We start from the raw sequence: 12,888 nt of genomic DNA, 5'->3' as shown, positions 1-12,888 counted from the left end.
GAGGGAGTGGGGGAGTAGGGGAGTGGGGGAGTGGGGGAGTGGGGGAGTGGGGGAGTGGGTGTCTGGTGGTGGCACTTGCTCTAGGGCCGCTAAAATGCGGCCAATGCGGCGAATGTGCCCGGAAAAGGTGGACAAGCTCTGCTCAATCGATTGCTCGTCCCCGATGTCGGCTAACACCTGTTCAATCCAGGGCAGTTCCACCGGTTCTCGGGCCGGTACAAACAGACCGACTTTGGCCATCAGCACCGCCAGCCCCAGGGTCTTGAGGGTAACGGTTTTGCCGCCAGTATTGGGGCCTGTGATTGCCACCACCCGCAGCTGGGCAGACATCAGTACATTAATCGGCACCACCTCAGGCCCCTGCTCGTGGCGCTGCTGCCAGACCAGCAAGGGATGGCGCAGTTGGCGCAGGGTGATCGGTTCGTCGGCGGTGATAAAGCGAGGGGGGTTAGCCTCCAGCCAAAGGGAATAACGGGCTCGGGCGCTGGCTAAGTCGAGCTCAGTGACCACTGCCAACAGGTCTTCTAAGTCTTCGGCAACGGCGGCCACCTGTTCTGTCAACTGCCGCAGAATCACCTCTGCCTCTGCTTTTTCCTGCTGCTGTAGCTGGCGCAGGCTGTTACCCAGGCTCACCACCGCTTGGGGCTCGATATACAGGGTAGCCCCACTGGCCGAGGCATCATGCACAATGCCGGGAATGGCGTCTTTTTGCGGCGCCTTGACCGGTAGCACAAAGCGATCGCCCCGCTGGGTAATAAGGGGCTCTTGCAGGGCTCCGGCCTGGCGCTGCATAATCCGCTGCAAGCGCTGTTGAATATCTTGGCGAGTGCTTTTGAGCTTATCGCGCAGGGTGGCTAGCTTGGGACTAGCCCGATCGGTTACATCACCGCGATCGTCGATGCAATGGTGGATGTGTTGTTCCAGTTCCGGGTAGGTGCGCAGGTTGGCCACCAGCGCTTGCAACACCGGCAAGTCTTCAGGAGACTGGCCATCAATGGTCCGGCGCAGTTGGCGGGCTCCATGCAGGGTAGATGCCACCGCCAACAGCTGATCTCCGCCTAAAAGTCCCTGGCGCTGGGCCCGCAGCAAATCGTCCCCAATGTCACGAATACCGCCAAAGGGCAGCCCCTGTCCCTGTTGATCGAGCCAGTATACCTCTTGGGTCTGGACCAGTAATTGCTGACTATCGGCTTCAGTGGCAGGTATGGTAAGCTGCTGGGCCGCCAGGGTACCCAGCTTAGTGGCCGCAAAGGTGGAGAGGTGCTGACATAGTCGGGGCCACTCCAGCAGGTCTAGGGTTTCTTGGTGAATCAACAGTTACTTAATTAGGGAAAGCAAAACGGTATACCTTCCTTTAGTATAAGGTTCCTTCCCCTCCCGGGGTATAGGGCCATGTGCAGTAGCGAGCATCGCTGCCGTAGGGCATGGCCCACCGCTGGGGAGACCGTTTTGCAGCAGTCACCTAAAGGCAGCTATTGTGACAGGTAACCGTTGAATATTAAGGCTTTAGATACATCTAACAGGTTAAGCGGCCAGAGCGGGAATGATTGAGGGTGATGGTGTCATAAGCTACATAATTGTTTCCCGCCACCCAGTCAACCTTCGTTTTCCCCAGTTCCACGACTGTGACCAACGACTCTTCGGCCCAGACAAATTATCCCAACGTTACGGTGGATGCCACCCCCCTCAGCATTGATACAGAGCAGACGCTGGTGCAGGTGCTGTCGGTGATGGCGATCGCCGGTAAATCCTACAGTCTGGTGTACAGCCGCAGCCAGCCATCAACATTAGTCGGGGTCTTTAGCTACACCCATGTGGCCACGGCCATGGCCGCAGCCGTTGACTTTACCCAGGCCACCGTAGGCCCCTGGATGACCCCCCTAGCAGCCCTGCATCTCTGGCCAGAATTGACGTTCACCCAGTCAAGTCCATTCCCCCAAGCAAGTCAGGCAGAGCCCTATCAGCCTCTGGTGGATAAGGGGGGACACTGGGTGGGGTTGGTTACCCCAGCAGGGGTCTATGGCCATCAGGCCCAGCCACCTCCATGCCTCAAGCTGTCAGAGGGCCTCAAGCTGTCAGAGGGGGAGACCCCAGGCCAATGGCCCCTGGCCCAGCCTGATCAACCCCTGGAGCCATGTCAGCTGTTGTCATCACAGTTGGTACAGCAGCAAGAGCGCCTTAGCCTGGCCTTGGAAGGGGCCCAAATGGGGCTCTGGGACTGGAACTTAAGCCACAACAGCATTGTTATTTCTGACCAGTTGGAATATCTCTTAGGCCTGGGCCCTGGGGAATTTGATGGCCACTATGACAGCCTGTTTACCCATGTGCATGAGGATGACCGGGCCGAGCTACAGCAGGCCTTAGCACAGTCTATTCGCTTCGGTCAGCGCTACCAGGTGGAGTTCCGGGTGCAATCAGCCAGTGGCCAAACCCGCTGGTTGTCATCCCGGGGGCAAGTGTTTAAGCAAAACGGCAGCCCCTATCGTCTGGCTGGCATCACCCTCGATATTTCTGACCAAAAACAAGCAGAGCTGGAACTAAAGCTGCAAACCCAGCGGGAAAGGCTGTTAGTCGAGATCGGTCAGCGGATTCGTCAGGTGCTTGATTTACAGAGCATCCTGGCCCAAACGGTAGTCTCGGTCAAAGGGTTCATTGAGGCCGATCGGGTGATTATCGTACAATGCACGCCGGACATGAGCGGCCAGGTGATCCAGGAGGCCTGTGCCTCTGGCTTTCCGGCCATGATGGGCTGGGAAGTGCGCGATCCCTGGTCGGTGGGGGATAAATTTCTGCGCCACTACCAAGCGGGCCGGGGACTGGCCGTCGAGAATGTCTATACCCAGAACTTGCCTGAAAGCCAGGTGCTGTTTCTGGAGTACTTTCAGATCAAGGCCCAGGTGGTTGTGCCCATTTTGCAAGAACAAGCCCTGTGGGGGCTGATGATTGCCCACCAGTGTGCGGCTCCCCGTACCTGGAAAACAGCGGATGTACGCCTGCTCCAGAGCCTGGCTGTGCAGGTGGGCATTGCCATTCAGCAGGCCAACATGCACCAGCAGATCACCCGGGCTAACGAACAACTGAAGCGGATGGCCTATCTGGATGGGCTGACCCAGGTGGCGAACCGGCGGCGGCTGGAGCAATCCCTGGATCGGGAATGGCGGCGCATGGGTCGAGAGCAAAGCCCCCTGGCTGTGATCTTGGCTGATATTGACTTCTTCAAGGGATTCAACGATCACTATGGCCATCAGGTGGGGGATGACTGCCTGCGCCTGGTGGCTCGGATTTTAAGCCGGGCGGCCAAGCGGCCCGGGGATCTGGTGGCCCGCTATGGGGGGGAAGAATTTATGATTTTGCTGCCGGGAACAGATGCCCAGGGGGCTGAGACGGTGGCTGAAACCGTACGCCAGATGCTTCATAGTCGCTGTATTCCCCATGCCGCCTCCCCAACCAATAAGATTGTTACCATGAGTCTAGGGGTGGCCAGTTGCATTCCGTCGTCTGAGATCACGCCACAACAGCTGGTTAAGCAGGCTGACGATGCCCTGTATCAGGCGAAACAACAGGGGCGTGACCAGGTGAGGCTAGCCCCTAAATAATCGGTTGATCCAAAGATGATGGGGTTTAAAGTGAACGGCTAACGCTCTGAAGTCAGTTCTGTCAAGGTGAGTCAAATTTAGGGGTCGATCCCTTGGACTGCTGCGGTGAACCAGGGAGTTGTGGCTTGGGAGATCGCATCTCAGGTCGTTCTCAGGTTCGTAAGCTCTAATGACAGTACTACCCTCCTGCGACCTCTCTGCCGAGAACCCGTAGGCGCGTTAGAATGCCGTTTTCAGTATGGAATTGCCCATGGTTCAGTCTCAGGTAAAGCCGACCACCACCATTACCCCCTTCGAGCAAAAGCTCGATCGCCCGTTAACCAAAGCCCCCATCACCACCCTACAGATTAACCTGGGGCGCAAGTGCAACCTTGCCTGCAACCACTGCCATGTGGAAGCAGGCCCCAATCGCACCGAAGAGCTCTCCCCAGCGGTTTGTGCCCAACTGATTGAGCTGATTCAGCGATTTCCCCAGGTGACCACCGTGGATTTAACCGGCGGTGCGCCGGAGATGAACTATGGGTTTCGCCCGCTGGTGGAGGCGGCCCGCTGCGCTGGCAAAGCGGTGATGGTGCGATCGAATTTGACCATTTGCCTGGAACCGGGGTACGAAGATTTACCCGATTACTTTGCTCGGCACCAGGTGCATGTGGTGGCTTCGTTGCCCTGCTACCTGGAAAACAATGTAGACCAGCAACGGGGAGCCGGAGTGTATTCCAGGTCTATCCAGGTACTGCAACGCCTGAACCAGTTAGGGTACGGCCAGGATCCAGCCCTGCGGCTCGACCTGGTGTACAACCCACCGGTACCCCGCAACGCTGAGTTTTCCCTCACCCAGTCCCAGGCGGCCCTAGAGACTGACTATAAGGCTTATCTCCAAACCCAGTTCAACATTGCTTTTGATCACCTGTTTACCATTACCAATTTGCCCATTGGTCGGGTCAAGCAGTACTTGCAAGGGAAAGGGTTGTTCTCGCCCTATGTGCAATTTCTAGAGAGCCACCACAACCCTGGCACTGTGGACCATCTGATGTGCCGCGACCAACTTTCCATCGACTACCTGGGCCAGGTTTACGACTGCGACTTTAACCAAATGGAGCAGGTACCCTCACGGCTACCCAGTGGAGAGGCGTTAACGGTTGCTCACCTGTTGCAGGCCAACCGCCTGGACCTGCTGGAGCAGATCCAAACCCGTCCCTACTGCTATGGCTGTACGGCGGGTAGTGGGTCCAGCTGCGGTGGCGCTCTGATGGACGCCTAACGCGGCCATACCCGGGGTACCTGGGCGACCTGTCCCAGGTACCAGGGTCGTAGGTGCTGCCAAAGGGCGACAAACCACCGACGTGCCTCCTGGCTAGATGGACCCCGATAGCGGCAGAGCAAGCCGTTCTGGAGCCGGGTAATACCGCGATCGCCAGTAGTCTCTTCTGGCCAGAGCCCCCGTAGGGTATGCAGCTGGTCAGACTCCAGGGGGCGGCCCACCAGGGCGAAACTGCCCACCACCGGATGTCCCCCCAGACCACTGGGGTGATGGAGGGCCGGGGACCCTCCAGTCAGCCCCTGGTGATCGCGCCAGAGCAATTGACCCGCTTGCCACACATCAATCTGCGATCGCCAGTGACCATGATTAAACTGCTCTCCCCGGGCGCTGCGACCAAAGCGGGTAATCTCCCAGCCGCACCACAGGGCCCCTGGGGCCAGGTCAACCCGCAGGCTCTGACGATAGTCTGCCTGGTCAAACACAATCGTGTCCTGGGGAAACCATTCCAGATAACTATCTGGGCTGAGGCTCAGCTGAATCGTCTGGTGGCTGCGACGGTGGGGACTGCCGTACACCTTGCTGGCCGCCGCCGTGGTCACCACCGCTCGACACTGGGGTTGCAACCCAATATCAATGGCCAGGGTATCGCCCCCCACCATGCCCCCAGCGGTATGAACCAGCACCGTGTGGCAAACCGCCTCAGATTCGGGGTAAAGGGGCCGCTGTACCTTAAAGGGCGCCTGGGTAAAGGTTTTGATCGGCACACACTTGCCGTGCCGCTGACCGTAGACCAGCTGTACTTTGCCCTGCCAGCCCGATGACGATGGCCTCTGCTGTGCCATGGTTACCGTTGTACATAGTTGTCAGGCGCCGATTGCTCAAAGGGCTCCGCCTGGACCCGCAGATTCTGGCAGCGAATCAGCTCATTCACCGTCAGCACCTGGCGTCCTTCCAGGGAGGGAACCGCTTCGATCGCCTGCATCAAGGCGATCGCCGCAGAGGGTTGATCGTAACCGCGCCGCAGGGCCACTTGAATCGCCTTATCGTCGGCCGCCACTTCAATTTGGGGGCCTTTTACCCCTCGCCAAATCTGCCAACTGGCCAGGGCGGTAACCGCAACTCCGGCGAGCATCCCCACCGCATCTCCCTGGGTCAATTCCACAAAGCCACCGGCCAGACCGGCCCCAGCCAGAGCCTGGTAGGGGGTGGGCTTAAGCACATTGGCCAGAGACAGCCAGCTGACCGTGCGCAAAAACAATAGGTCTCGCTGGGCTGGGGCCAATCGTTGCCATAAACCAAGATTGATGCTGACGGTGTGAGCCTGTTGCCAAGGACGGGGAAACTCCGCCTTGATCACATCCATCTGGCGATCGTTTAGCATCAACTTTGTTTTCATCCGGGCCGATGCAGGCATCAGTTCCCGCAGTCGACTAATTTCGGCGTTGGGGTTAACCACGGCGCTGGAGTCATAATTAAATCACCCCTAAGCCTACCACTTATAAAATCACCGCAACCCTAGCCAGGTGAAGAAGTCTTGCCCGGTAATCAACTCCAGTAATAGCAGGGCGACAAACCCCACCATGGCAAACCGCCCATTGATGCGCTCGGCATAGGGCACCCAGCCAAAGCCAGGGGCTCCTCCAGCCTGGGGTTCAGCAGCGGCGTCAGGGGCATACTCTGGGGTGTCAACCTCTGGGGTGACAGGGTCGGTTGCAGCAGCAGGGGTGGAATCGGGGGGGGCAGCCTCGGGAGATGGGGACATGGGCAACTCAGGAATACGCTCAGCAGCATCCTAACCCAAAACATTGGGCCGGGTCTGCTTATTGGTTAAAGAAAACGGCTTTGAAGCAGTCATCGTCAGCGATGGCGACAGCCATCATGGCCCGCAGCACATCAAAGGTATAAGGATCCTCTAGGGCAGCAGCCATGTCATTATCTAAAATGGCCAGACGTTCCATGGACACTAGGGTGGGCGTTTCCCCATAGATCTCTAGCAGTTCCTGTTCTAGCAACAGGTTAGATTCCGCCGCCGAAATCTGGCCGGTCATTTCTAAACAGAAATACTGGCCCATCACCTCGCCGACGTCGGGAGCTGGGATGGGGGCCTGGGCCTGAGCTGACAGCCCCAGGGTGCTGGCCAACAGGGTGCTGGCAGCGGTTGACATCAACAGGGGGATTAAAACCATGACCAACTATTCAAGCAACAACACATCAATCCAGCTAAGCGGTTCCTGCCCATTTTTGATCCAGACTCAGTAGATCGCAAAGTCCCCGCTCCCCCTCACCCCCAGCCCCTCTCCCAGAAGGGCGTTCGCGGAGCGTCTCCGCAGGAGAAGGGGAGCCAGAAAGTCTATCAAAGTCCCTCTCCCACGTTGGGAGAGGGATTTAGGGTGAGGGCCAGACCGTGGGAGTAGAACCAGTTTGTGATCTACTGAGACTAGAGAGTTGAGCAGATGGCCCGCTTTCAGAATGGATGATTCGGCTTCCAGCATAGGCGATCGCCCCTTTAACCGCAGCATTTCATCACCTGCTGGCTCAAAACTTCACAGGGATGGTTAGGGTTAAAACCAGCATCTTGAGGTAAAGTTGCAGGTGTGCCAGCCCCACGGGGCAACTGTTTTCATGGCTTCTGAGCGCTCCCCTGACCAGTCATTGTCTTCACCCTTACCCCCTGGAACTGTACAGGTCTGGGTAGGGGGGCGTCGCCATAACCCCTGGCTGTGGTGGCTCAGTTTAGTCGTGTTGGTTTTGGGGCTAGGCGGGGGGCTACTGCTGTTGGTGGTCAGCTTTCGCTGGGGCCTGCAACTGATGCTAGACCCTGAGGCTACGCCCCAGGTTCAGGGCCTGTGGGGCCGCTGGCACCAGGAGGAATTGCCCTCGGGCCGTAGCTTAACGGAGATCGAACAGTCGCTGGTGGCGGCTAACCATACCCTGGGGGAGCCGGTCAAGCTCAGTCCTGAGGGCGATCGCGAAGCGCTATTGATCTGGCCAGAAATCGAGGTGGCCTCCGGGGCGATCGCCACCCTGCATCTACTCAACCGCAAAAGCCAGGCGGGTGGCCAGGATAGCTTTACCGTCCTGACCTCGGTCCCCGTTCCCGCCGTTAGCCCCACCGAGGTATTAACCCCTCTATGGAGCCGCAGTCAAACTGAGGCGGTGGTAACGGGGGTGTTCTTGCCTACCCAATTGACCCCGCTGCCCCTCCCGGCTAGTCTACAGGGTTCCCAGGACAGTGGCGATCGCCGTTGGTTGACCCTAGAAGGCCGCAGCCCTTACCAGGGCGTCACCCTGCGCTATGGGCAGTTGGTCGGGGTTGACCTCCAGCGGCAAACCCTGGACCTGCTGGACCTGTGGAGCAGCCCGGCCAATCGTTTACCCTACTGGGCGGACCTGGATTCCCAGGGGATTCCTGGCCTCTTGGTGGATCAAACCCTGGGCCTGGAGCCCAGCCTGCAGGGGTGGCTACTCACCGCCGGACAGTTACAGCCGATCTCCTGGTTTCGGGTTCCCCTGGATGCTGGCCCCCAGGCGATGGCTTACCACCAGGGGCTGCGCCTGGCCCGCAGTGGGCTGTGGGCCGCCGCCGCCGAAAAATTAGCCACCCTTAAACCCTCCCTGGCCACCCAGTGGAATACCGCTGCCACCGCCCAACTGGATTTAATCAACCGCCACGCCCTGTTAGCCCGTCAACAGGCGGAACGCAGCTACTCCCTCCCCACCCAGCAGATTCTGGCCTTGCTGGTGGATAGTCGTTGGGACGCGGCCCTCACCCACCTGGAAGCAGACCCGACCTTACTTCCAGCTCTGATGCGCCGCCTAGAGCGTGATCAGGGGCAGTTTTGGAGCCGGGTCAGTGCCGCCACCGCCCTGTCTGAGGTCGAGCCTGCCCTGTATGTGTGGGGGGGGATCGCCCTGAAGGCCCAACAAAACCAGGCCGCTGCCCAGGACTGGTTCAATCGCTATGGGGTTTCAGGGGCAACCAAACAGCGGTGGACGACCCTGGTCAGAACCCTGGATACCTCACCGGTCGCCCTGGCGGCGGACCAGCAGCCCTCTGACCTGGCGATCGCCCCCGCTGCTGCCCAGACCCCTCTAGCTGGGGTACAGGGCATGGTGGGGGTTGCCCGTCCCCTGGATGGGGTGACCCCAGACCGCTGGCACCTGCCCCCAGGGCAGGGGGCGGGCAGTAGTTTGGGGGCCTGGTATGCTATTGAACTGCAAGGGGTACGGCAGACCCAGTGGCAAACCGCCTGGCTGACGACCGCTAAGTCAGCCGACCCATCAGCCCTGTGGACCGCCCTGGTCAGCTCTGGGGCCATTCCTTTGCAACTGCTCCACTGGGCCAGCACCACCGAAGGTCGAGCCATTGACCTGTCGGTGCGGGGAGTGCGGGTAGCCGATGGTACTATTACTCTGTTAGCCACAGGACCGCAGGTCTCCGCCATGCCGCTGCCTGCCCTGGCCTTTTCCCAGGGGGCCTTAAGCTGGCTAGAGGCTAGCCAGAGCCAGCCGGTCAGCCCCGAGAGCTTGCGCCAGGGAATTGAAGCCGCGATCGCCCCCCGACCGCTGACGCCCCAAGCTCTCAGCACCTGGAGTCTGGACCCTGGCACCGTGCGGCAACACCGACTTGACCTGACGGGCAACGGTCAGTTAGAACAGGTACTCACCCTGATGCCCGCCGCCCTGGACCAGCTGCAGAATCTGGGCTTGCCTGTAGACCGCACAGGCCATAAGACCTTGATTCTAGGGGCTGATCAACAGCTGCTCTACAGTAACTTGTTTAGTCCCCAAACTGTAGTCGCCCTCACCACTCCAGGCTCTGGATCGGCCCTGGGGCTACTGGTGCATCAAGCTGGTGGGTATCGGCTCTTAGCCTGGACTGAAACCAGCCAACGGTTTGAGACGCCAGGAAACCGCTAATACGGCCAGGACGCCTTAGTCCCCTTGAATAAAGTGGCGCAACTCGTCGGTCAGGTGATCTACCAACCCAGCCGCCGGAATAGCCGTGCTTTGCTCTACCTGGGCCACCACATCCTCTGGCAGATCCAGCAAGGTCACGAGCTTTTGGTAGGCATCGGCCTCTTGCTGATTAATCAAATTTTCATCGGGGGTGCGAGAGCTAGCGCTAATCACCTGGTAGCCTAGCTTCAGCACCAGTTCTCGTTCGGCGGCACTGGTCAGCTTCGGGGTCAGCTCCTCCAGAGGAATATTTTGCATCATGTAGTCGCGCAGTTCAGTGCGCAGGGCTTGCTGATGGTCGGGGTTGTTGGCAAACAGACCACTAAACTGGTCCAGCATCACCTCCACCTCTTCGTCAGCTAAATGACCATCACTCCAGGCCATGGTCGAGACAATCCTGAGCAGGGTCATTTGGCTGGGGCTAATAGATGGGGGCGGGGGGGGATGGATAGCCATAGCTGTCTCCTTAGCTGTCTCCTTCAACTGGCCACAGTCACCCTGGGCACATCGCCTGACTGGCGGCAGCACCCATAGGGTCTGTTGACAACCTACCACGGAGATTTCAGCCCCAAAAGCAATGTTAGTAATCTCTACAAATCTACAAAGTCTGCACGGTACCAGCAGCCCAAAGGTTAGAAGCGCCCGGCCAAATGGGCCAATTGCCTCGTGTTTTTCAGGCGCAGAACCGGGCGATCGCTGGATCGTACTATCCAGCCTTTTTCCGTAAGTTTCGCCAGAATCTTGCTGGCCTCCTCTGGGGTAATATCCGCCAGGTCTGCCAAGTCCTTGGGGGCAATATCCAAAATTTCGACCCCGTCCTCAACGGGTGCACCATAGGCCTCTTGCAGGGTGGTGAGAATGTTCGCCAACTTCGCTGCCGGTGGCTGCTGCCGCAACTGGAGCCGCAGATTGGTCTGGCGTAGCCGCTGCACCATCAACTGCAAAAGGCGATGGTGTAACTGGGAGTCCTTAAAAAGGGTTTGAATAAAACGCTGAGCAGAGATGCTCATTAACGTCACAGCGGTCATCGCTACCACATCGGTGGAGCGGGGCGATTCATCTAAAATCGCCATTTCCCCGAAAAAATCCCCCTTCCCTAGAATCGCCAGGGTAACTAGGCGTTCATCGGCATGACGACGGACCTTAACCCAGCCCGACTCGATGAAATAAACTGCATTACCCCAGGCATCCTCCATGACGATCGCCCGATCGGCAGGGTAATCGTGATGGGTTGCCACCGAGAGCAGCCACTCCACCGTTTCTGGGCTGGCAGCGCTGAATAATGGGAAGCGATCGCTTAAAGTATCGGAGGGCATAGGAGGGAAAGCAGCAAAAGAAGGAGTAGAGCCTCTGGGGGCTAGACTACGCTCATACTACCCAGAAACCTAAGGAACTCCAACTACCCAGCGGAGGGGGTCACCCCTCTAGGGCTCTGTGGCACCAGTCGCCCCCAGTCCCGACACCCGAATAACCCACCCCTGCCTACTTCGACAGACTCAGCACAAGCCTCCCAAGAGGGGATGCCAACACCCGACACCCAACACCCTTGCACCGTAAACCGTAGACCCCTCCCCCAACACCCGACACCCGACACCCGACACCTACCCCCCAGCCAACGCCGTCATACGTCAGCCAACCACCTGAGCACCAGGGGATTCACCAGGTCTGGGGCCTCATCTTGGGGGCAGTGACCAACCCCCTCCAGTTCTACCCACTGCTGCACCGTCGGATAGTGCCCCAAAGCCCGTCCTAAGGCTACCGGTTCCCAGGGGTCATCCTGTCCCCAGATGATCCAAACCGGACACTGCACCCGGGGTAAGAGATCATCGGGCAGTGGACCCTGGGAGTAGCGCACAAAGGCTAAAAAGACATCGGCGGCTCCGGAAGATTGGGCTGGGGTCAAAATCGCCTCTACCAACTCGTCGGTAATCGCTTCGGGGCGGCGATAGGCCTGACCCAACAGGGTGCGAATCACCTGGGGGCGGGCAATCCGCGAAAAGAAAAATCGGCCCAACGGCGGGTAGCCCAAGAGATTTTGCACCACTGGCGTGCTCAACCGCTGGTGCCAGGGAATCTCCGCTCGCCGCCGCTCATGCAGCAGGCGCAGCGAGCAATTGAGCATCACCACCCCCCGCACCCAGTTGGGTTGATCGACAGCGGCCTGGAGGGCTACCACACAACCGATGGAGTTAGCCACTACATAGACCGGCTCGCCAATCACCTGCTGGCAAAAATCAACAATCTGCTGACTCCAGGTCTCAAAGGTGTAGGCCAGGGGCTGGTTGGGCGTGGGCTTATCGGACCCGCCAAAGCCAAGCAAATCAATGGCGTAGGCTCGATGCTGTTGCCCGTAGACCGGCAGGTTCTTGCGCCAGTGATCGCTAGAGGCCCCAAACCCATGGATACACAGGATCGGCGTCCCTTTCTCCCCAAGCTGCTGATAGCGAATCGATAACCCCTGCCAGACCCAGGTTTTTAGGGTGGGGGCGGCCAGCACAGAACTCACGGCAGACTCTCAGTAAAAACTTTACTTAAGTTAACATTTTGCTGGCCTGATTCGCTAGTACTATTGCCCTGGCTGCATTGGTTCGCCCATCCTGGCGTCATCCCTTGACCCATTCAGAATCTGTCCTAAAACGCTGTGGCTGGGTCCATGACGACCCAGTGGAGGTGGCCTATCACGATCATGAGTGGGGGGTGCCGGTTCACGGCGATCGCCAGCACTTTGAATACATTGTCCTCGATGGGTTTCAAGCCGGGCTGAGCTGGCTAACCATCCTCCGCAAGCGAGATAATTTCCGGGCCGCTTTCGACAATTTTGAACCAGCTAAAGTGGCGAGTTATGGCGATCGCCAGGTTAAGGCCCTACTTCAGGACGCAGGCATTGTGCGCAACCGCCTAAAGATTCGAGCTGCCATCGACAACGCCCGCTATTTTTTAGCAATTCAGGCAGAATTCGGCAGCTTTGACCGCTACATTTGGCGATTTGTGGAGGATATAGCGGTTCTCATCCGGGTGAGGTACAGTAGCAGCGGAAAGTAAACCAGCTCCGAATATCATTCAAAGACACCT

General features: G+C 58.6%; 9 protein-coding genes and 3 pseudogenes. 4 read left to right on the top strand and 8 right to left on the bottom strand.

Annotated features, from left to right (window positions below; translation table 11 throughout):
• A pseudogene (locus E1H13_RS24940) lies at positions 1-1,314 on the bottom strand (endonuclease MutS2); the annotation flags it as partial.
• A 311-nt stretch (positions 1,315-1,625) separates the two neighbouring features.
• Between E1H13_RS24940 and E1H13_RS24935 the strand changes: the two are divergent.
• Both E1H13_RS24935 and arsS read left to right on the top strand, forming a co-directional pair.
• Positions 1,626-3,596, top strand: coding sequence for a GGDEF domain-containing protein (locus E1H13_RS24935; RefSeq protein WP_169617676.1), 1,971 nt, complete (start codon positions 1,626-1,628; stop codon positions 3,594-3,596).
• Positions 3,597-3,846: 250 nt separating this feature from the next.
• The gene (arsS, locus tag E1H13_RS24930) at positions 3,847-4,857 is read left to right on the top strand and encodes an arsenosugar biosynthesis radical SAM (seleno)protein ArsS (protein WP_169617675.1); all 1,011 of its coding nucleotides are present in this window, start codon (positions 3,847-3,849) and stop codon (positions 4,855-4,857) included.
• Here arsS and E1H13_RS24925 read toward each other — a convergent pair.
• The 4 genes and pseudogenes from E1H13_RS24925 to E1H13_RS24910 all read right to left on the bottom strand — a co-directional run bounded on the left by E1H13_RS24925 (position 4,854) and on the right by E1H13_RS24910 (position 7,043).
• Positions 4,854-5,699 carry an urease accessory protein UreD gene (locus E1H13_RS24925; RefSeq protein WP_169617674.1) on the bottom strand — a complete coding sequence of 282 codons (846 nt, stop codon included), beginning with the start codon at positions 5,697-5,699 and terminating at the stop codon, positions 4,854-4,856. The two genes, arsS and E1H13_RS24925, sit on opposite strands and share 4 nt — an antisense overlap.
• Before the next feature lie 2 nt (positions 5,700-5,701).
• Positions 5,702-6,313 carry a DUF3318 domain-containing protein gene (locus tag E1H13_RS24920; RefSeq protein ID WP_169617673.1) on the bottom strand — a complete coding sequence of 204 codons (612 nt, stop codon included), beginning with the start codon at positions 6,311-6,313 and terminating at the stop codon, positions 5,702-5,704.
• A 48-nt stretch (positions 6,314-6,361) separates the two neighbouring features.
• Positions 6,362-6,490: pseudogene (locus E1H13_RS28160) on the bottom strand (chlorophyll a/b-binding protein); the annotation flags it as partial.
• Between the two features lie 187 nt (positions 6,491-6,677).
• Positions 6,678-7,043, bottom strand: coding sequence for a hypothetical protein (locus E1H13_RS24910; RefSeq protein WP_169617671.1), 366 nt, complete (start codon positions 7,041-7,043; stop codon positions 6,678-6,680).
• Positions 7,044-7,479: 436 nt separating this feature from the next.
• Here E1H13_RS24910 and E1H13_RS24905 point away from each other — a divergent pair, with 436 nt between their 5' ends.
• On the top strand, positions 7,480-9,777 hold the full coding sequence (locus E1H13_RS24905; protein ID WP_169617670.1) for a hypothetical protein: 2,298 nt from the start codon (positions 7,480-7,482) through the stop codon (positions 9,775-9,777).
• Positions 9,778-9,792: 15 nt separating this feature from the next.
• Here the strand turns inward: E1H13_RS24905 and E1H13_RS24900 are convergent, their stop codons facing one another.
• The 3 genes from E1H13_RS24900 to E1H13_RS24890 form a co-directional block, all read right to left on the bottom strand.
• Positions 9,793-10,272: a TerB family tellurite resistance protein gene (locus E1H13_RS24900; RefSeq protein ID WP_240966844.1), complete on the bottom strand. Its 480-nt coding sequence runs from the start codon at positions 10,270-10,272 to the stop codon at positions 9,793-9,795.
• Between the two features lie 176 nt (positions 10,273-10,448).
• A complete protein-coding gene (locus E1H13_RS24895; protein WP_169617669.1) occupies positions 10,449-11,132 on the bottom strand; it encodes a Crp/Fnr family transcriptional regulator in 684 nt (227 codons plus the stop codon).
• Positions 11,133-11,437: 305 nt separating this feature from the next.
• Positions 11,438-12,322: an alpha/beta fold hydrolase gene (locus tag E1H13_RS24890; protein WP_169617668.1), complete on the bottom strand. Its 885-nt coding sequence runs from the start codon at positions 12,320-12,322 to the stop codon at positions 11,438-11,440.
• 104 nt (positions 12,323-12,426) lie between these two features.
• On the opposite strand from E1H13_RS24890, the pseudogene E1H13_RS24885 reads away from it, so the two are divergent.
• A pseudogene (locus E1H13_RS24885) lies at positions 12,427-12,807 on the top strand (DNA-3-methyladenine glycosylase I); the annotation flags it as partial.
• Positions 12,808-12,888: the final 81 nt, after the last annotated feature.

Origin of the sequence: Nodosilinea sp. P-1105 (assembly GCF_012911975.1) — a bacterium.
Classification (GTDB): Bacteria; Cyanobacteriota; Cyanobacteriia; order Phormidesmidales; family Phormidesmidaceae; genus Nodosilinea.
This window is presented reverse-complemented; position numbering and strand designations above follow the sequence as displayed.

Excerpts from the sequence above, each read along its gene's own strand:
- arsS (WP_169617675.1), top strand. The coding sequence starts at position 3,847 with ATGGTTCAGTCTCAGGTAAAGCCGACCACCACCATTACCCCCTTCGAG.
- E1H13_RS24925 (WP_169617674.1), bottom strand. The coding sequence starts at position 5,699 with ATGGCACAGCAGAGGCCATCGTCATCGGGCTGGCAGGGCAAAGTACAG.
- E1H13_RS24910 (WP_169617671.1), bottom strand. The coding sequence starts at position 7,043 with ATGGTTTTAATCCCCCTGTTGATGTCAACCGCTGCCAGCACCCTGTTG.
- E1H13_RS24905 (WP_169617670.1), top strand. The coding sequence starts at position 7,480 with ATGGCTTCTGAGCGCTCCCCTGACCAGTCATTGTCTTCACCCTTACCC.
- E1H13_RS24900 (WP_240966844.1), bottom strand. The coding sequence starts at position 10,272 with ATGGCTATCCATCCCCCCCCGCCCCCATCTATTAGCCCCAGCCAAATG.
- E1H13_RS24895 (WP_169617669.1), bottom strand. The coding sequence starts at position 11,132 with ATGCCCTCCGATACTTTAAGCGATCGCTTCCCATTATTCAGCGCTGCC.